Raw genomic sequence first — 18606 nt, forward strand, 5'->3', positions numbered from 1 at the left:
ACGGGGCTCACCTCCGAGTCGTTCAACGTTCACCTTCCGCGCCGATTCTCCTCGGAGCCGCGTACGGCGGCGGTTTCCAGGAGGGGCTTCATGGGTCACGGACACGGCCACACGCACGGCCATCACCACCACGGACACGCACACCCGCACGACCACGACCACGCCGGGGCGCAGGCCCTGCCCGCGGCCTTCGACACGTCCGTCCCCGACGAGGCCCTGAGCCCCGAACAGCAGTCCCGCCGGAGCCTGCTGCGCCGTGCCGGCCTGCTCGGCGCCGGACTCGCCGCCGGCACTGTCCTCACCCAGACCGCCGGCGCCGCCCCGGCGCAGGCCGCGGGCAACGGCCGCCGCAAGAAGGGCTTCCTCTGGCTGGCCGGCGACCACCACATCCACACCCAGTACAGCAGCGACGGCAAGTACCGCGTCGTCGACCAGGTCCGCCAGGGCGCCCGGCACGGCATGGACTGGCTGGTCATCACCGACCACGGCAGCGTCACCCACGCCAAGATCGGCGTCGAGAAGGTCAACCCGGACATCCGCGAGGCCCGTGACGCCTACGGGGACACCCTCGTCTTCCAGGGCCTGGAGTGGAACATCCCGGCCGCCGAGCACGGCACCGTCTTCGTCCACCCCGGCAAGAACGAGGTCTCCGTCCTCAAGCAGTTCGAGACCGACTACGACGGCGGCGTCAAGGGCGCCACCGACTCCACGCCCGCCAACGAGGCCCTCGCCGTCGCCGGTCTGTCCTTCCTCGCCGACCAGGTGAAGCGGCGCAAGGTCAAGGACGCCCTGATGCTCGCCAACCACCCGGCGCGCAAGGGCATCGACTCCCCGCACGAGATCCGCGCCTGGCGCGACGCCACCTCCCGCGACCACCAGATCGCCGTCGGCTTCGAGGGCGCCCCCGGCCACCAGGCCGCCGGCCTGCCCGAGCCGCTCGGCATGGGCCGCGCCCGCGGCATCTACGACGGCAGCCCCGGCGCCAACTCCTTCCCCGGCTACCCGCTGGAGAGCTACCGCACCTGGGGCGGCTTCGACTGGATGACCGCCACCGTCGGCGGCCTGTGGGACAGCCTCCTCGCCGAGGGCCGGCCCTGGTGGATCACCGCCAACTCCGACTCCCACCAGGTGTACGCCGACACCGCCGCGCGCGGCGGCGGCGACTTCAACGCCAACGGCCGCTACGACGACCCGGTATACGCCGGGAAGATCGACGTCACCCAGGGCGACTACTGGCCGGGCCAGTACAGCCGCACCCACGTCGGCTCCGACGGCTTCTCCTACGCCGCCGTCATGGACGGCATCCGCGCCGGCCGCATCTGGGTCGACCACGGCCAGCTCATCAGCGGCCTCGACGTCCGCGTCTCGGGCGGCGGCCGCTGGGCCACCCTCGGCGGCGCCCTGCACGTCCGCAAGGGCACCCGGGTCACCCTGACCGTGGACGTCGCCCTGGCCGGCGGCCCCAACTGGGCCGGGTTCACCCCGAAGCTGGCCCGCGTCGACGTCGTCCAGGGCGACGTGACCGGCCCGGTCGCCGACAAGGACACCTTCACCGCGCCGACCGCCCGGGTGGTCAAGTCGTACGAGGTGAACAAGGACTCCGGCACCGTCCGCCTCACCTACGACCTCGGCCGCGTCGACCGCCCCGTCTATCTCCGCACCCGCGGCACCGACGGCAACCGGACCGCCGTCGGCGCACTGGGCGCCGAGGTCGACCCGGCGGGCCCCGCCATCGACGTCGTCGGCGACGCCGACCCGTGGCGCGACCTGTGGTTCTACTCCAACCCGGTGTGGATCCTGCCGTCGTGACACCGACCGCCCCCGCGCCGTACGCCATCGGCGTCGACACCGGCGCGACGACCCTGCGCGAGGCCGACCACCTGCTCCGGGCACTCGCGGCCGAACTCGACCTCCCCGAGGACGTCTTCGGCTGCACCCACCTGGTGCGGGACGGCCGGCCGCGCGTCGCCCTGTCACTGGCGGCCGAAGACGAGCCGGTCCTGCGCGCCGCCCGGGACCGGCTCACCGAGCAGGGGTACGAGGTGGGCGACGGCGCCCCGGACGAGGCCGGCCGGGCCGTCCTCTTCCCGGGCGCCGGCGCCCTCACCGGCACGCTCACCCTCGCCGAGGTGCTGGCGCGCTCCGCGATCGACCGGGTGACCGTGCTCGGCACACCGGACGAACCGTCCCCGGACACCCTGCTGGTGACCCGGGAGCACGTCCGGCCGCAGTGGCGGGACGGCCGCCTCGTCCTGGCCGCCATGCCCGCCGTCGGCGGCGTCCTGGTGCCGTTCGAGGACCCGGACCCGACACCGTGCTGCGCGGACCACTGACCGCGCGGAAATCCCCGCTGCGCACACCCCCGACCGCTCCGTAAGGTGGGCTCGCACCTGGCAGCGGGCGACGGGGAGGCGACCGGCATGCGACGGCGGACGGCGGCGGGCCGGTGACCCGCGAGGCACGGGACACGGGGCGCGCCGCCGACCGAGCCGCCGACGGCCGCCGCCCGCTGTGGCGGGAACGGGACTTCGGCGTCTTCTGGGCCGCGCAGACCCTCTCCGTCCTCGGCGACTCCTTCGCCCTGATCGCCCTTCCGCTGCTGGTGCTGGAGGCGACCGGGTCGATCGCGCGGATGGGGCTGCTGACCGCCGCCGGCGGCGCGGCGGCCGTCCTCGCCGCCGTGTTCGCCGGCGCCGTCGTCGACCGCGTCGACCGCCGCAGGCTGCTCATCGGCTGCGACCTCGTGCGGATGGTCCTGTACGGGCTGATCCCCCTGGTGTGGCTGCTCGGCCCGCAGGTCTGGCTCCTCTACGCGGTCCTGCCGCTGTGCGAGGCCGTCGGCATGTTCTTCGCCGTCGGCTACGTCACCGTCGTGCGCTCTCTGGTCGGCACCGAACAGCTCACCGAGGCCAACGGACGCCTCAACGCCACCGCCGCCGCGGCGGGGGTCCTCGGGCCGCTGTGCGCCGGTGTGGTGGCCGCCTGGTCCGGTCCGGCCGCCGCGGTCGGCGTGGACGCGGCCAGCTTCGGCGTCTCGGCCGCCCTCGTCGCCCTGGTCCGCTTCCGGCCCCGCCCCGCCGACGACCGGGAGCCGGACGAGCGCCCCGGACTGTGGCGGGACCTGCGTGCCGGCGTCGCCTTCCTGCGCGGGCACCCGGTGCTGCGCGCGCTCACCGTCCTGCTGTGCTGCTTCAGCTTCCTCACCCTCGGCCTGAACGACCTGGTGATCTACCACCTCAAGCACGACCTCGGCCACGACGACGGCACGGTCGGCACCGTCATGGCCGTCGGCGCCCTCGGCACCATCACCGGCGCGCTGCTGGTGGCCCGCACACGCCGCCTCCTCGGCTTCGGACGGACCTGGACCGGCGCGGTGGCCGTGTGCGGACTGGCCTTCGCGGGCCTGGGCCGGGCCGGTGACGTGCCCACCGTCGCCCTGCTCAGCGCCGCCTTCCTGGCCTGTGTCGGCATGGCGGGCACCTGCTCGATGTCCCTGCGGCAGGAGGTGACCCCGGAGCATCTGCTCGGCCGGGTCACCGCCGCCTACTGGACCCTCCAGTACTCGGCGGCGCCCGTCGGCGCGGCCCTGCTCACCTGGGCGGCGGAGGAGCGCGGCACCGCACCGGTCGCCCTGGTGGCCGGCGCCTGCTGCGTCCTGATCGCGGTGGCCGCGCTGTTCACCCCGGTCCGCCGGGCCGGGCGGGCCTGAGAGCGCCGGGCCGGTTCAGCCGGCCAGCACCTCGCGCACGAACGCGTTGGTGAACTTCCCCGACGGGTCCAGGTCCCGGGTCAGCGTCCGGAAGTCGGCCAGCCGCGGGTAGAGCGCGCTCAGCCGGTCCGCCGGGGTGGTGAACACCTTCCCCCAGTGCGGACGGGGCGCGAACGGGGCGAGCGCCTCCTCCAGCCGCCGCACCACCGGCAGCACCGCCGCCGTGTTCTCGACCCAGGTGAAGTGCGCCGCCACGGTGTCCCGCCCGTAGGAGGGGCTCAGCCACTGCCCGTCGGCGGCGACCGTGCGGATCTCACAGGTCTGCAGCACCGGCGCCACGACCTCCCGTATCGCGTCCATCGCGCGCAGGGCGTCCAGGGCGTGCTCGCGCGGCATCAGGTACTCCGACTGCAGCTCGGCGCCGCTGCTGGGGGTGAACTCGGCGCGGAAGTGCGGCAGCCGCTCGTGCCAGGGCCCCGCCACCCCGAACTGCTCGGTGCAGTTGACCGCGGGCATGCCCGGCACCGGGTGCGTCTTCTCGGCGGCCGGAGCGGCGTACGGGAAGTCGGGCAGCGGCCGGTCGGTGCGCCGCTTCAGCCACACCTGCCGGAAGCCGGGCGCCCGCCAGTCCGTGAACAGGCTCACGCTGTACGCCGCCGACATCACCGCCTCGAACGTCGCCGCGTCCAGCCCCTCCAGCGGCAGCTCGGTGAAGACGTGCTGCTCCACCTCGTAGGCCGGCTCCAGATCGAGGGTGAGGGCCGTCACCACGCCCAGTGCGCCGAGCGAGGTCACGGCACCGCCGAAGCGCTCCTCGTCCCGGGCGATCGTCACCGTGGAGCCGTCCGCCGTGACCAGCTCCACCTCCCGCACGGACGAGGAGAGCGGCCCGTTGCCGACCCCGGAGCCGTGCGTGCCGGTCGCCACCGACCCGGCGACGGAGATGTGCGGCAGCGACGCCATGTTCGCCAGCGCCAGCCCGGCGCCGTGCACCACCCGGGCCAGCTCCGCGTACCGGACGCCGCCCCCGACCCGTACGGTGCGGGCCGCCGAGTCGACGTCCACCTCGGCGGGCAGGTCCGCCAGCGACAGCAGGACGCCCTCGGGCCCCGGCTCGGCGATCTCGTTGAAGGAGTGCCCGCTGCCCAGCACGCGCACCCGCGCGCTGTCCGCCACCAGGGTCCGCAGCGCGGCCGTGGTGTGCGGCCGGAGCAGTTCCTTGGCCGTGTAGGTGATGTTGCCGGCCCAGTTGGTCACGGTGATGTCGGTCATACCCCGGAAACCTACCCGGCGCGTCTGGAGGGCCCCCGCGCGGGAAGCCGCACCGGCGGGGGCATACCGTGAGAAGTCGAACGCCGGACCCGGGAGGAGACACGGGATGGACAGCCGTACCGCGCTGGTCGAGGATCTGATGGAGCGGTTCCCGCACGTACCGCGCGAGGCCGTCTTCAAAGAGGACCTCCTGCGGGGCGGTGTCGCCTTCGACCCCTCGGCGCTGAGCGACAACGAGGACGGCGAGGTGAAGCCGAAGTCCTACTTCATCTTCTCCTTCGACCACGGCACCCTGCCCGAGCTGGGCGAGGCCGCCCTGCGCCGCCCGCCCGAGGAGATCATCCTCACCGGCGGGCCCTACGACCTGCGCCGCACCGTCGTCTCGGTCCGGGTGAACCCCGCCTCGCCCTACCGCGTCGCCGCGAACGAGGACGGTGTCCTCGGCCTCTACCTGGACGGCAAGCGGATCGCCGACGTCGGCGTGCCGCCCATGCCCGAGTACTACCGGCACAAGCTGTCCAACGGGAAGTCGGTCATGGAGGTGGCCCCGACCATCCAGTGGGGCTACCTGATCTACCTGACCGCCTTCCGCGTCTGCCAGTACTTCGGCGCCAAGGAGGAGTGCCAGTACTGCGACATCAACCACAACTGGCGCCAGCACAAGGCCGCCGGCCGGCCGTACACGGGCGTGAAGGACGTCGACGAGGTCCTCGAGGCGCTGGAGATCATCAACAAGTACGACACCGGCAAGATCTCCACCGCGTACACCCTCACCGGCGGCGCGATCACGTCGAAGGTCCAGGGTCTGGACGAGGCCGACTTCTACGGGCGGTACGCCAAGGCCATCGAGGAGCACTTCCCCGGCCGCTGGATCGGCAAGGTCGTCGCCCAGGCCCTGCCCAAGCCGGACGTCCAGCGCTTCAAGGACTACGGCGTGCAGATCTACCACCCCAACTTCGAGGTGTGGGACGAGTACCTGTTCAAGATGTACTGCCCCGGCAAGGAGCGCTACGTCGGCCGCGACGAGTGGCACCGGCGCATCCTGGACTCCACCGAGGTCTTCGGCGCCCGCAACGTCATCCCCAACTTCGTCGCGGGCGTGGAGATGGCCGAGCCCTTCGGCTTCAAGACGGTCGACGAGGCCATCGACTCCACCACCGAGGGCCTGCGCTTCTTCATGTCGCACGGCATCACGCCGCGCTTCACCACCTGGTGCCCCGAGCCCACCACCCCGCTCGGCAAGACCAACCCGGACGGCGCCCCGCTGGAGTACCACATCCGTCTCCTCCAGGCCTACCGCCAGACCATGGAGGACTTCGGTCTCTCCTCGCCCCCCGGCTACGGCCCTCCCGGCGCCGGCAACGCGGTGTTCTCGGTCAGCTCCTTCATGGACAGCCTGCCCGCGGACGCGCCCGTGGAGGTGTGAGCCGGCCGTGACCGCGCGGCCGGTCAGCCGGAGGCACCGGGGCCTCCGGCCCGGCCGGGGCCGCACACCCTGAGGGCGACCCAGGGGCCCAGCCACACCGTGTCGCCGTCGCGCAGGGGCTCGGACCGGCCGGGGGAGAGCACCCGGTCGTTGACCCGCACGCCGTTGGTCGCGCCCTGCGGGACCTCCGTCACCGAGGCCGCGCCGTCCTCGCCGTGGGCGACGAGGGCGTGGCGCGCGGAGACGCTGGTCTCCCCGGCGAGCAGCCCGGCCGCCTCCGGCGCCCAGTCCGCGTCCCGGCCCAGCCGCAGCTCCGCGCCCGGCGGGACCTCCAGGTGCCCTCCGGTGCCGCGGAACACCAGACGCCAGGCGGCGGGCGGCGGCCTCCCGGGCACCGCCGTGCCCGAGGCCCCGAGCGGCGACAGACACGCCGGGCAGGCGTCGACCCCCTCCGGCACGCGCGCCCCGCACCACGGGCAGGGGGCGGAAGGCCGTGCGACGGGCGGGGGCGGGGCGGTCGCGGCGGCGCCCCGGGGCGCCTGACCGGTCAACGTGTCGAAGAGGACCAGACCGTCGTCCTCGGGGTCGTCCGCGTCCTCGTCGGCGCCGCCGGGCGCCGCGTGATCCGTCATCCGCCCGCGCTCCCGTGCTCCGTGCCGTTCTTGAAGTCGACGGCGATCTCCACCCGGCCCGCCTCGTCCTGCGTGACGTCCGAGACCAGCGCCACCGCGCCCGGTGCCAGACCGCGCGCCGCGAACAGGGCACGGGCCAGCGGGTTGATCAGATGGGTCTCCAGGACCATGCCGATGCCCCGGCCGCCCTTCCAGGGGTCCTTGGTGCAGTGGGCGAGCAGCACCTCACGCGCCTCGTCCGTCAGCTCCAGCGCGATCCCGTGCCCGTCGGCCAGCTGCCGCTGGATGTTGCCGACCTGGAGGTCGAAGATCCGCTCCGCCGTCTCGGGGGAGATGAACCCGAAGACCACGACGTTGCCGCCGAGCCGGTTCATCAGCTCCGGGCGTCCGACGACCCGCTCGAAGTGCTCCTTGATGTTCCGCAGCACCTTCTCCTGCAACTGCGGGTAGGGCGTGCCGGGATCGACGAGCGGCTGCCACTCCTGGGTCTGCGGATCGGTGCGCTGCACCCCGAGATTGGAGGTGAAGATCAGCACGCACTCGCTGAAGTACGTGGTGACGCCCTGCCCGTCGGTGAGCCGGCCGTCCTCCAGCACCTGGAGGAACTTGTCCAGGACGCCCTTGTCGGCCTTCTCGATCTCGTCGAAGAGGATGACCCGGAACGGGTTCTCCCGCACCGCCGTGGTGAGTTCGCCGCCCGCCTCGTACCCCACGTACCCGGGCGGCGCGCCGACCAGGCGGTCGGCGGCGTGCGCGGCGGAGAACTCGCTCATGTCGAAGCGGAGGTAGGCCTGGTCGCTGTCGAACAGCACCTGCGCGACGGCCTTGGCCAGTTCGGTCTTGCCGGTTCCGGTGGGACCGGCGAAGAAGAGCACGCCGCGCGGGCGGTGGCCGGGACTGGTGGCCTGCGCGCCGGACAGACCCAGGGCCGCCCGCTTCAGGATGTCGAGCGTCATCGCGACGGCTGCCTCCTGGCCGAGGACGCGCCGGGGGATGGAGCGGGGGTCGGCGGGGTCCTCGCCCCGGACGATCCGCTCCCTGATCTCGTCCCGGCCCCACGGGTTCTTCTCCACCCCGAGCCGGTAGACGCGGACCGCGTCCGGCATCGCCCGGAACGGGATGCGCCGGGCGAGCGCCAGGTTCAGGCTCTCCCGCATGGCGGTGAGGTTCAGGCCCGAGGCGGCCCCGGCGAAGGCCCCGACGGCCTCCTCCGCCTCCTGCTCCGACAGCGGGGGAGCGGACGGCTCGCTCCGCGCGTAGCCCCGCCTCAGCACCCGCGCCATGCGGTGCCGCTCGTCCGCGTCCGGTTCCGGCACCGCGACGGCGCGTATCCGCTCACTGCCCGCCAGCAGCCAGTTGGGCAGGTCGCGTTCGCCGTCGGCCAGCCAGATCACCGGGTTGAACAGCGCGACGGCCGCGTCGCCGGTGCTGCCCGGCGGGGGCTCGACCGGCTGCGCCGCCTCGGCGAGCTGGAGGCAGGCAAGGAAGAAGTCCCGCTCCTCGGGGGTCAGCCGGCTGACGTCGCCGACCAGGCGCGAGGCGTGGTCGACCACCAGGGCCACCCGCAGCGGCGGCAGCGTCCGGTCCTGACGGGCCGTCTCCCGCCGCTCCCGCCAGCCGCCGACGATCTCCCTCAGCTGCTCCATGGTCCGCTGGACCCGGTCCGGGCTGGAGCCGGGGAACTCCAGCGGCTTCAGCAGCGTCAGCACGGCGTCCCGGACCGAGTCGTCGGCCTGCATCACCTGGACGCCCCGGAGCTGGTCGCACAGCAGCAGCACCTGGTAGCCCAGGGGCCGCAGCCGGTTCCACAGCACCTCAAGCAGCTGGAGCGGGTGGTCGCGGTCGCGGATGCGCACCAGGTGCAGATCGCGGAAGTTGCCGTGCAGCACGTACTGCGCGTGCACGCTCAGCGTGCCGGCCAGCTCCTCCACGAAGAGCGGGAAGCGCGCGTCCTTGTGCAGATCCATGTGTCCCTCCCGGCGCGGGGGTGCCCGCGGCTGTCTCAGCGACGCTCGTCGCCCACGGTCCGGTACCGGGGGGCCGACTGTTCGCGGTCCGGCTTCCCCTGCGGCGGCTGTCCGCCGAACGCCCCCCGCACCGGGTCCAGCACCACGGCGCCGTGCTCCCCCGGCAGGCCCGGCCGCGCCCCTTCGGTCTGTTCGATGCGGAGGTCCACGGTCAGGCCCAGCTCCCGGGCGACCGCGGTGAACTCCGCCAGGCGCTCCTGGGCCTCGGCGCACCGCGCGTCGTCCAGGGCCCGCTCCCTCGGCCCGCGTTCGCCCGGTCCGCCGCGGTACATGGTCGCGAAGCGCAGGGTGCCGCCGACCAGGGTCGCCCGCAGCCAGTGGTCGGGGCCCCAGCCGTCCGGTGTCCAGTCCAGCCGCAGATCCTGGCCCTCGGGGCGGCTCGCGTCGGCCGGGCCGCCGAACCGCTCCGCGAGTTCGCTGAGGGCGTGGGCGCACTGGGCCTGCACGTACAGGGCCTCCAGGTGGGCCATCCGCTCCGAGACCCGCAGCTCCACCGTCCGCCGCTCCCCGGGGCTCAGCGGCACCCCCTCCGCCAGCAGCCGGCGCAGGGGCCCGACCGCGTCGGGTGCCTCGTCCAGGGCCTCGGTGTCCTCGGGGGCCCGCCGGGTGAGGAAGTCCAGCTGTGCGGCGGCCCACTCCTCGTCGGCACGGCGGCGACGTGCCTTGCGGTTGGCGTCCTGGACGAACTTGCGCGCCTCGACGAGGTGCCGACGGGCCCGGGCGGGGTCGAGCGCCGCCCGTCCCACCGCCCGGCCCACCGCGCCGACGGCCAGTTCCACCGTCGCGCTCGCCGCCGCCGGGTCGAGCGCGGCCAGGATGTCCGCCCCCAGCGCCCGTACCGCCTCGGGGTCCGCCGTGGCGTCCGCCGTCGGGCGCGGCGGCTCGCCGGGGCCCGCCTCGTCCTGCTCCGCCTCGGCCGTGCGGCTCGCCGTGTGCCGGCGCACCATGGCCTCCCGGCGGTCCGCGACCAGGCGCCGCCAGGTGTCGTCCCCCTCGGCCGCGCCGTCCAGCACGGCGGTGAGCCGCGCCACCTCCCAGGCCGTCCGCCGCTCCTCGGCCCGCCGCAGTGCCTCCTCCAGGCGGGCCAGCTCGGCACGGACCTCGCCGAGCGGCCGGCCCACCGGGTCGAGCGGCGGGGGCAGATCGGGGCGGGACGGGCCGCCGTCGCCGGGCGCACCGGTGTCGCGCGCGCACCGGGCCAGCAGGGCGGTACGACGGGCGTTGGCCCGGGCCACGGCGTAGGCGGCCGCCTGCCACTGCTCGGCCGCGGCGGCGGACAGCTCCTCCTGCCGTTCCAGACAGCGCTGCTCCTCGGCGGCCCGGACGGCCGCCGAGGCCAGGACACGCGTGGTGAGCATCGCGGCCCGGCCCGCCAGGAGCGCGCCGCTGAGCGCCCCGAGCACCTCCACGGCGGCCTCGCCGGCCTCGCGCAGCCCGTGCGCCACCGCCTCCGACATCTGCGTGGACGCCTCGGAGGCCGCGTCGCCCAGCTGGGCCGTGCCGGTGTGGGGCACCGCGTACACGTCCGCCGCCGGCAGGGGCTGCGGGAAGGCCACGGACGGCGCCACCAGGTCGAGGGTGGGCAGCGCTACTCCTGAACTCATGTCCTGTCTCCCGTCGCGTCGTTCACTTGCACCCCGCCCCCGCCCCCGTCTTCGCCCCCCGGCCGCCGCCCGCTCGACGGAACCGCTCGGCTCCGCCGGACACGGCGGCGTTCGCCCCCGGAGGACGGCAAGGCCCGTGCCGGGCCGTGGCGTCCGGCGCGCCGCTCCCGGGCCGGCCCGGCCGGGTCCTTCGCCCCCGTGGCCGACGGGGCGTGTCCGCGCTCGCGGCGCGGTCCGCCCCGGCCCGCCGGGGTGCGCGGTCCTCCGTGGTCACCGTGGTCCATCGGGCACCCCTAGACCTGCCGGGCGGCGACCCGGCCGCGCCGCACCCCCAGGCGGCGGGCCGCCCGGGCCCGCCGTCGGCGCCGCCAGACCAGACAGCGCCGTACGCTCCACGCGGCGAGCGCCACCACGCTGGCCAGCGGCCACACCCACGGAGCCACCGCCAGCGCGGTGAACCCCAGCAGGACCGCCCCGGCGACCACCGCCGCGCCGAGCAGCACCGTGACGTACCGGCGGGACAGCGTCAGCCGCGCGGGACGCTCGGCCGACCGGATCAGCAGGCCGGCCAGCGACAGCCGGGGGTGGTAGGCGGGCGGGCCGATGTAGGCGGCGGTCAGCAGCTCCAGCGCGAAGACGGCCGCCGCGGCCGGCAGCGTCTGCGCCCACGCGGTGACGACCGCCTCCTGGGACGCCCGTCCGAGCACGTCCGCCAGCCCGATGACGAAGCACCACGGCGCCATGAGGACCGTGGCACCGAGCAGCGCCCAGGCCAGCGTGGGCGGCAGGTCCATGCGGCGCATCACCGCGAGCACGCCGTCCGTGTCCTCGTCCATGAGCCGCTGGAGTTCCTCGTCCACCTGCCGCCGGTGCAGCTCGGCGGCGCCGCGGACCGCGTCCTCGGCGAGCAGGACCGCGACCAGCAGCCGCAGGGGGTCGTCCTGCCCCGTCAGCAGCAGCCGCTCGAACCAGGGCACGGCCGCGGGGAGCCGGCCGCGCACGGCGGTGGCCTCCGCGGTGAGCCGGGCCGCCGTGCGGTCGGGCTCCCGGGCCAGCTCCAGCAGCCGCGCCCACACGGCCGTCGTCCCCCGCAGCCGTCTGCGGACCCGGTCGAGCCCGGAGATGCCCGGCGTGCGCCGCAACTCCTCGACCAGATGCGGCCACCGCTCCCGCAGCGCCAGCCACCGGACCCGCACCTCGTCCAGGTCTTCGCCCCGGGGGCGCCGGGCCAGGACGGTCAGGATGTCCGGCGTCCGCACCAGATGGTCCACCAGGCGCAGCGCCTCGGCGTCGCCCTGCCGGGCCGCCACGCTCAGGGCGCGGATGCCCTCGGCGGTCAGCGGCATGCCCCACAGCGACGCGTCCCGGTACGGGCCGAGCCAGGTGATCAGCCGTACGCAGGTCAGCGGGCCCGGGGACCCCCGCAGCTCGGCGCGGAGCGCGGCGAGCCGCCGCAGCTCCTCCGGGCTGCGTCCCCCCGCCGTCTCGAACCGGCCCAGCCACGCGGCCAGCGCGGCGCGGTCCTCGGGCTGCGCGAGCAGCGCCGTCGCGGCCGCGGGGTGGCAGTCCAGGGCGCGGGCCAGGTGCTCCGGCTCGGTGAACCGTTCGCCGAGGAAGTCGAAGGGGTCGGCGTCCGGCGGCTCCTCGGGCGGCGGGAAGAGGGTCCGGGAGCGGCGGCCGACCTCCGGTGACCGCCCCTCCAGCCATTCCCCGACTTCCTGTGCGCCCCACCGCTCCTCCGGCGCGCGCGTCAGCAGCCCCTCGCAGAGCCGCCGGGTCCGGGAGTCGCGGATGCCGGTCAGGTCCGGGTCGTGGGTGGCGATCTCCCGCAGCACCGCCTCGTCGCTGTAGAAGTCCACCGGGTGCTCGCCCAGGGCCAGTTCGGCGAGGACCATGCCCACCGACCACCAGTCGCCCTCGGCGGAGACGGTCTGGTGCATCGGCCCGGCCTCGGGCGCCAGGTACCTCGGCTTGCCCCGCCAGGCCCGCCGTGGGCCCTCGTCCTCGTCCGGCCGGTGCACGGCCACCCCGAAGTCGACCAGCACCAGCGTGAGTTCGTCGCCGCGCCGGCTCTCCACCATGATGTTGTCCGGGGTGATGTCCCGGTGCACCACCTCGTGTGCGTGCAGCGCGGACACCGCGGTGTGCAACTGCCGGGCCACCTCGCGCACCCTGCGCGGCGGCAGCTTGCCAGGGCCCGTGTCGAGATGGGCGCGCAGGTCCGTCTCGCCGTGCGAACGGAAGACCTGGTAGGGGTGGCCGTCGGCCGTCCCCGTCTCCAGCAGCTCCTCGAGGTGCGGGCGGGGACCCTCGGAGAGGAGCCGCGCCACCGCCGGGTCCGGCGCGTGCATGCGGTGGTACCACTTCAGCACCAGGGAGGCCGCGCCGGCCCCGTCACCGGCCCGCCGCACCCGCAGGACCACCGCCTGACTGGGGCGTTCGGCGACCTGGACGACCTTCACCAGGACGAAACGGCGATCCAGCGAAGGAGGTATGTCATCGCGCACGGCACGGGTCTCTATCGTGCGCGCGTCGGTGAAACCGCCGTCCGAGGGAGAGATGAAATCAGTCACCATACGGCCTTCCGGGAAGCCGACTTCGAGGACGACCGTGCCGATTCGAGAGAGAAGGGGCCTGAGAATACCCAAGGTATTCCGGAGTCAAAAGGAGTTTCCGGTATTTCCGGGAGCAGAGACGGATGCACAGGGGGCGTCCTGATTCTCAAGGGGCGCTCCCCGTGCGCCCCCGCATTACGATGCACGCCATGCCTTCCCTCCCCACGCATCCCAGCCTCGTCATGGAACTGAGGAGCATCCGGCGGCCCGGCCTGCCCAAGCTCCGGCACTGCGAGCGAGAGGCACTGCGGCAGACCGCCGTCGCGGCCGGCCTGTGCGCCGGACCGGAGGACGAACTCGAGGGCATCGAGAGGCTGCTGGCGGCCGCCGTACGCCGGCTCACGGGCGGCGGTCCCCTCCGGGACGACCCGGGATGCGATCCGCTGGCGCGCGCCGCGGCCCACACCTTCGGCCTGTTCACGGAGCGCCGCGGGGTGCCCGCGGCCGACCGGCGCAAGGCGGCGGCCGCCGTCTACGGAGTCGGCACCGAACGGTTCCGCCGCAGCCACGAGCAGGAGATCTTCGCCGAACTGGCCACCGCCTGCCTCGCGGTGGCCAGGGAGGCGGCCGGACCGGGCGCCGCGGCGGTACCCGTGCCGGCCGGCGCCGCCGCGCCGCCGCTCCCGGACCCGCCCCCCGGCCCGCCGGTCCCCTCCCACGTCGCCAACCGGATCTCGATCCGGACCTGTCCCATCGAACTCGTGCGGGACGCGGACATCCTGGTCTCCTCGGAGAACGTCTACCTGGAGATGTCCAAGACCTTCCGCCCCACCGTCTCGGCGGCCCTGCGCAGGGCCGCCGCCGTCCGCAACGCCGCGGGCGAGATCGTGGACGACGTCCTGCCGCGCGAACTGCGCACCTGGCTGCGCGGCCACGGCCGGACCGGACTGCCGGTACGGCCCGGCACCGTGGTCGCCACCTCGCCCGGAGCCCTCGGCGCCCACGGGGTGCGGCGCATCCACCACGCCGCCGTCTCCACCCCCGTGGGAGACGGCGACCGCTACCACGTCGCCCCCGCCGTGCTGGCCGAGGCCGTCCAGGCGTCCTTCGCGCTGGGCCGCGCCGAGCGCGCCGAGCTGTCCCTGCCCCTGTCCACGCTCTGCTTCCCCCTGCTGGGCGCCGGCCGCGGGGGACTGCCCGTCGAGACCGCCGCCCGCTGGCTGCTGTGGGCCCTGCGCCGGGAACTGCGCGCGGACACCTCCTGGTCGGTCATCGTGGTGACGGACCGGCCGCACCTCACCGAGGCCGTCAAGGCCGCCAACTCGCATCCCTGAGCGACACCCCCGTCCCGCGCAGCGCCCGTTCCGCCCGCGCCAACTCCCCGCGCAGCGGCACCCCGTACAGACGCAGCCCCATGCCGCGCCCGGCCCCCGCCCCCGGCGTCACCACCGCCTGGAGCCGGGCCCCCGTGGCCTCCCGCTCCAGGTGCGGGGCGTACCGGACCGCACCCAGCGCGGTGCGCGGCCGGATGCGCTGGTTGGCCGACCCGCGCCACACCAGACGGGTCGGTTCGGCCACCCGGAACCGCCCCGTGACCACGGCGTCGGCGCCCGCGAGCGCCCGCTCCTGACGCTCCGTCCACTCGGCGGGCTCGTACCCCGTGTACACCAGCAGATCGGCCGGGGCCCGCCCCCCTTCCGGGCCCCGGCCCGCCCTCGCGTTCCGCAGCCCGGCCGCGCCGGCCAGCAACTCGGCCAGCGCGTCGGGCTGCTGGAGGGGCTCACCGCCACTGACCGTGAGCCCCTCCGCGCCCCCGTCCAACGCCTCCCGCCACAACTCCAGCAGCTCGTCGACGTGTCGGGACGTCCCCCCTCGGGCAGCCCAGGTATGCCGGGACATGCAACCGGCACAGGCCAGCGAGCACCCCTGGAACCAGACGCCCAGGCGCCTGCCCGGGCCGAGCGTCTCCAGCGGAAAATGCGTCTCGCTGATCCGGACCTCCACGGCGGCTCCTCCCCTCGGCGCTGACGGGGAGTATCTCCGGCTCCGGATGCCGCCCGCAATCGCGTCCCCACCATTTCCCGGCCGTGTTCCGGGCGCAATCCGGTTGTTTTCCGGAAGCCCGCCGGAATGAGTAATTCCCTGTGTGATCGGGCGAGTCCCGATGCTTCTCCTTCCGCTACTCTCTCGGTCACCGCGCCGTGATCGACCGGAAGTCGCGCGGGGAATGGGGGTTGTCTCCGGTGATCCACTCCGACCGTTCGGGCACCGCCCGAAGACTGAGAATCGGATTCCTCTCCGCGGCGCACGCCCGCGCCCACGGCAGAAGGGACGCGTCGGGCCTGCTCGACGTCCTGGCCGACGCCGGCCTGGGACGGGCCCCGGACACGGACGGTCTGCCGCCCTACGTGCTGGGCGTGCGCGCCCAGGCCGTACGCAGCACCACCCGCCTGCGCGCACGGATGCTCGACCGCAACCGCGACCTCAGCAGGCGCATCCACGCCGAGTCCGTACGCGTGGTCACCCAGTACACGGTGCGCGGCGAACCCGCCCCGGCGGCTCTCGCCCGGTTCGGCACCATGGTCGGCACCTGGCGCAACTCCGCCGCGGTCTGCCGCTCCCGCGCCCAGGGCGTCGTCGACGAGGCCAACCACCTGCTGGCCTGCTACTGGGACGCCGCGTGGACCCGCGCCCGCCGCGCCCACGAGCTGCCGCCGCACCGCCCCGCCGGCTGGCTGCCGGGCCGCGCCGAACTGGACCCGACCTGGCACCGCGTCGACGACGGCCTGCTGCCCGACCGCTGGTACGGGCGCGGAGCACCACCCGCCTCCGCGGACCCGGCGGCCGTGGCCCAGGCCCTGGCCATCCTGGACAGCCAGCTCACCGGCGGCGCGACACGCACGACAGGCAGCCGGGGATGAACGCCCCGATCACAAGGAAGGTCACCGTGCGACCCTCGGTACCCCACGACCGCGAGCCGGACACCCGCACCGGGTCCCGTCCCCGCCGCGCGGCACGACACCGGCCCGCGAGCGGGCTCCTGGCACTCATATCCGCGGCCGCCGTGCTCGGCGGTCTGACCGCCTGCACCTCGGCGCCCGAAGCACTCACCACGCCGTGCGGCGTGGTCATCGACGGCTCCGGATCCGGCGACGCGACGAAGAACGGCTTCAACGCGGAGGCCAAACTCAAGGCCGAACTGCTCCCCTTCCTCGAGGACCAGGAGTGCGGCACCGTCGACTTCGCGCCCATCACCTACACCTCGCAGATCTCCTCCTGCAAGGTGGACCGGGTCGACCTCGACCCACCGCACAAGGAGACCACCGACCAGGACAGCCAGCGCGAACGCGCCCGGGTGCGCGCCGCCGGCGAGGCCCTGGAGGAGCTGAAGTGCGCCCGCCGGGAACGGCCCGGCTCCGACGTCTGGGGCGCACTGGACCGCATCGCCTCCGTGATGCCCTCCGACGGCCCCGACGCCAAGCTGCTGGTGGTCAGCGACTTCGAACAGGCCGACCCGGAGTTCTCCCTGGGCAAGGCCGACCTGACCACACCCGAGAGCCGCGACAAGGTCATCGACTCCCTCGTCAAGGAGCGCGGTGTGCCCGCCGTCAAGGGGATGACCGTCTACACCGTCGGCTTCGGCATGAAGTTCGGGGACCGGCCCAGCGAGTACGAGGACTTCGAGGCGTTCTGGAACGAGGTGCTCGAAGGGAGGGCCAAGGCCGATGTCGACAACTCCTACGAATGAGCCGCGCCGCCAGCGGCGCGGCAGGCTGAACCCGCCGCCCTTCCGGGGCGGCGACCGCCGCTCCGGCACGGTCCGCACCGGGACGACCCCGGCACCCGGCACCACCACCCCGCCGGGCGGTTCGGTCGTCGTCGCGGACCGGGCCGGACAGGACGTGGTGAACACCGCGCGGGAGAGGGGCGCCAGAGCCGCCCGGCGCGGCGTGTTCGACCCCTGGGTGCTCCAGAGCAAGGACAGGATTCCCTACTTCGCCGAACTCGCCTCGGAACGCGACCGGGTGATCGGACGCATCGGCGAGCAGGCCCGGCTCGCCGAGGAACAGGAGAGGCTCAACGACGTCCAGGCCGGCGTCGAGGTCACCAGGTGCGAGACGGACACCGCGGTCGTGCGGGAACGGCTGCGCGAGGTGGACCGGCAGATCGCCACCGCCAAGGAGCAGCTGGACCTCCTCGCCAGGCGCACCACCCGCTGGAACCGCTTCCGGGACGGCATCCGCGCCCGCCTGGAGGCGCGCTGGATGGAGGAGACCTTCCCCGCCACACCGGCACGCGGCCGTCCCGGCGCCGACGACGAGGGACGCGCCGAGCCCGTCCCGGCGGGCATCCCCGCCCAGGCGCGCAGCGGTGGCGCCGACGACGAGGACGAGGTGACGGGACTCCAGACGGTGCCGCGCACCGGCGAGGCCCCCAGGCCCGACGACGGCCCGACCACGACGCCGGACCCCGGCGTCCGGGCGGACCTGCGGACCGGCCACCGCCCGCCGCCCACCGCCGACGCGTGGGAGGGACTGACGAAGCGTCCGGGACTGCCGGCCTGGATGACCTGGGCGACGCTGCTGGCCCTGGTCCTCGTCGAAGCACCCATCTACTGGGCCGCGTTCCAGCCGTTCCACGGGGTGGGAACCGTCGACGCCGACACCCAGACGATCACCCTGGCCGCGGCCGCCGCCGTCGTCATGGTGCTGCTGCCGCACCTCGCCGGGCGCATGCTGCGGTGGCGCGCCACCACCGGTTCCGTCCGCGCCTCCTGGCTGCCGGCCCTCACCCTGCTCGGCGTCTGGGTCGGGCTGACCGTGCTGTTCGGCGTCCTGCGCGCGAAGTTCGTCACCCAGAGCGAGGAGGCCGACCCGGCGCCGGCCGAAGGGGCGGAGGGTTTCGCCGGGGTGGACACCGAGCCGGCCGGCACCCTGCTCGACCGGCTGGACCTGGCGCCGCAGACGGTCACCGCGATGTTCTGCGCCCTGCTGCTCCTGTCCGGCGGGATCGGCTTCCTGCTGGGGCTGTTCCGGGAACACCCCTTCCTCGACGCCTACCGGACGGCCGTGGAGAACCGGGCCGGGCTCGTGCGGCGGCTGGAGGAGAGCATCGCGGCGACCGAACGCGCGCGGGGCGCGCAGGAGACGGCGGACGCGCGGCGCGAGGACCGCCGGCAGGCCACCGAGGAACGGCTCGACTCGGTGCACGCGCTGTACAACGCCGCCGCCGCGGCCTACCTGGACAGTCTCGCGGCCCAGGCCGGCGATCCCGCGGTGACCGAGGCGGCCATGAAGCTGAGCAACACCTGGCCCCTGCTGCCCGTCTCCCGAACCCGCCGGTAGCCGACGTCGGTCCGCCGTCGGCCGACGGCGGTCCGC

The 18606-nt window shown here is 74.6% G+C and carries 14 protein-coding genes; 8 read left to right on the top strand and 6 right to left on the bottom strand.

The features are described 5' to 3' along the window. Nucleotides 1-90 precede the first annotated feature (90 nt). The 3 genes from ACFZP7_RS27160 to ACFZP7_RS27170 all read left to right on the top strand — a co-directional run bounded on the left by ACFZP7_RS27160 (nt 91) and on the right by ACFZP7_RS27170 (nt 3709). Complete coding sequence (locus ACFZP7_RS27160; protein WP_127443576.1) at nt 91-1809, top strand: PHP domain-containing protein; 1719 nt, start codon at nt 91-93, stop codon at nt 1807-1809. Then, a complete protein-coding gene (locus ACFZP7_RS27165) occupies nt 1806-2333 on the top strand; it encodes a hypothetical protein (RefSeq protein WP_127443575.1) in 528 nt (175 codons plus the stop codon). Before ACFZP7_RS27160 ends, ACFZP7_RS27165 begins: the two co-directional genes overlap by 4 nt. Before the next feature lie 113 nt (nt 2334-2446). Beyond that, a complete protein-coding gene (locus ACFZP7_RS27170; RefSeq protein WP_019326075.1) occupies nt 2447-3709 on the top strand; it encodes an MFS transporter in 1263 nt (420 codons plus the stop codon). A 15-nt stretch (nt 3710-3724) separates the two neighbouring features. Here ACFZP7_RS27170 and ACFZP7_RS27175 read toward each other — a convergent pair whose 3' ends face one another. Beyond that, nucleotides 3725-4981, bottom strand: coding sequence for an FAD-binding protein (locus ACFZP7_RS27175; RefSeq protein ID WP_385636312.1), 1257 nt, complete (start codon nt 4979-4981; stop codon nt 3725-3727). A gap of 106 nt (nt 4982-5087) precedes the next feature. Between ACFZP7_RS27175 and ACFZP7_RS27180 the strand changes: the two genes are divergently transcribed. Next, nucleotides 5088-6407, top strand: a complete 1320-nt coding sequence (locus ACFZP7_RS27180) for a radical SAM protein (protein ID WP_030977526.1) — start codon at nt 5088-5090, stop codon at nt 6405-6407. A 23-nt stretch (nt 6408-6430) separates the two neighbouring features. Here ACFZP7_RS27180 and ACFZP7_RS27185 read toward each other — a convergent pair whose 3' ends face one another. The 4 genes from ACFZP7_RS27185 to ACFZP7_RS27200 form a co-directional block, all read right to left on the bottom strand. Then, nucleotides 6431-7039, bottom strand: coding sequence for an FHA domain-containing protein (locus ACFZP7_RS27185; RefSeq protein ID WP_385636315.1), 609 nt, complete (start codon nt 7037-7039; stop codon nt 6431-6433). Beyond that, nucleotides 7036-9006, bottom strand: coding sequence for an AAA family ATPase (locus ACFZP7_RS27190; protein ID WP_031021197.1), 1971 nt, complete (start codon nt 9004-9006; stop codon nt 7036-7038). The genes ACFZP7_RS27185 and ACFZP7_RS27190 overlap by 4 nt, the downstream gene beginning before the upstream one ends. A 35-nt stretch (nt 9007-9041) precedes the next feature. Further along, a complete protein-coding gene (locus ACFZP7_RS27195) occupies nt 9042-10670 on the bottom strand; it encodes a hypothetical protein (RefSeq protein WP_385636316.1) in 1629 nt (542 codons plus the stop codon). A 293-nt stretch (nt 10671-10963) separates the two neighbouring features. After that, nucleotides 10964-13177: a protein kinase domain-containing protein gene (locus tag ACFZP7_RS27200; RefSeq protein WP_385636319.1), complete on the bottom strand. Its 2214-nt coding sequence runs from the start codon at nt 13175-13177 to the stop codon at nt 10964-10966. A gap of 257 nt (nt 13178-13434) precedes the next feature. Between ACFZP7_RS27200 and ACFZP7_RS27205 the strand changes: the two genes are divergently transcribed. Continuing rightward, on the top strand, nt 13435-14559 hold the full coding sequence (locus tag ACFZP7_RS27205) for an Appr-1-p processing protein (protein ID WP_127433887.1): 1125 nt from the start codon (nt 13435-13437) through the stop codon (nt 14557-14559). On the opposite strand, the gene ACFZP7_RS27210 is transcribed toward ACFZP7_RS27205, so the two are convergent. Beyond that, complete coding sequence (locus ACFZP7_RS27210; RefSeq protein WP_385636321.1) at nt 14534-15229, bottom strand: 4Fe-4S cluster-binding domain-containing protein; 696 nt, start codon at nt 15227-15229, stop codon at nt 14534-14536. The two genes, ACFZP7_RS27205 and ACFZP7_RS27210, sit on opposite strands and share 26 nt — an antisense overlap. Before the next feature lie 239 nt (nt 15230-15468). On the opposite strand from ACFZP7_RS27210, the gene ACFZP7_RS27215 reads away from it, so the two are divergent. Genes ACFZP7_RS27215 through ACFZP7_RS27225 form a run of 3 tightly spaced genes read left to right on the top strand, consistent with a single transcriptional unit; the run spans nt 15469 to nt 18570 of the window. After that, nucleotides 15469-16146, top strand: a complete 678-nt coding sequence (locus tag ACFZP7_RS27215) for a hypothetical protein (RefSeq protein WP_127433889.1) — start codon at nt 15469-15471, stop codon at nt 16144-16146. Nucleotides 16147-16172: 26 nt separating this feature from the next. Further along, nucleotides 16173-16973, top strand: a complete 801-nt coding sequence (locus tag ACFZP7_RS27220) for a hypothetical protein (protein WP_051851049.1) — start codon at nt 16173-16175, stop codon at nt 16971-16973. Further along, nucleotides 16951-18570: a hypothetical protein gene (locus ACFZP7_RS27225; protein ID WP_385636324.1), complete on the top strand. Its 1620-nt coding sequence runs from the start codon at nt 16951-16953 to the stop codon at nt 18568-18570. The genes ACFZP7_RS27220 and ACFZP7_RS27225 overlap by 23 nt, the downstream gene beginning before the upstream one ends. The last annotated feature ends 36 nt before the right edge of the window (nt 18571-18606 follow it).

Source organism: Streptomyces sp. SudanB5_2050, from assembly GCF_964272335.1.
GTDB classification, from domain to species: domain Bacteria; phylum Actinomycetota; class Actinomycetes; order Streptomycetales; family Streptomycetaceae; genus Streptomyces; species Streptomyces rochei.

Excerpts from the sequence above, each read along its gene's own strand:
- ACFZP7_RS27160 (WP_127443576.1), top strand. The coding sequence starts at position 91 with ATGGGTCACGGACACGGCCACACGCACGGCCATCACCACCACGGACAC.
- ACFZP7_RS27190 (WP_031021197.1), bottom strand. The coding sequence starts at position 9,006 with ATGGATCTGCACAAGGACGCGCGCTTCCCGCTCTTCGTGGAGGAGCTG.
- ACFZP7_RS27185 (WP_385636315.1), bottom strand. The coding sequence starts at position 7,039 with ATGACGGATCACGCGGCGCCCGGCGGCGCCGACGAGGACGCGGACGAC.
- ACFZP7_RS27205 (WP_127433887.1), top strand. The coding sequence starts at position 13,435 with ATGCCTTCCCTCCCCACGCATCCCAGCCTCGTCATGGAACTGAGGAGC.
- ACFZP7_RS27195 (WP_385636316.1), bottom strand. The coding sequence starts at position 10,670 with ATGAGTTCAGGAGTAGCGCTGCCCACCCTCGACCTGGTGGCGCCGTCC.
- ACFZP7_RS27175 (WP_385636312.1), bottom strand. The coding sequence starts at position 4,981 with ATGACCGACATCACCGTGACCAACTGGGCCGGCAACATCACCTACACG.
- ACFZP7_RS27180 (WP_030977526.1), top strand. The coding sequence starts at position 5,088 with ATGGACAGCCGTACCGCGCTGGTCGAGGATCTGATGGAGCGGTTCCCG.
- ACFZP7_RS27225 (WP_385636324.1), top strand. The coding sequence starts at position 16,951 with ATGTCGACAACTCCTACGAATGAGCCGCGCCGCCAGCGGCGCGGCAGG.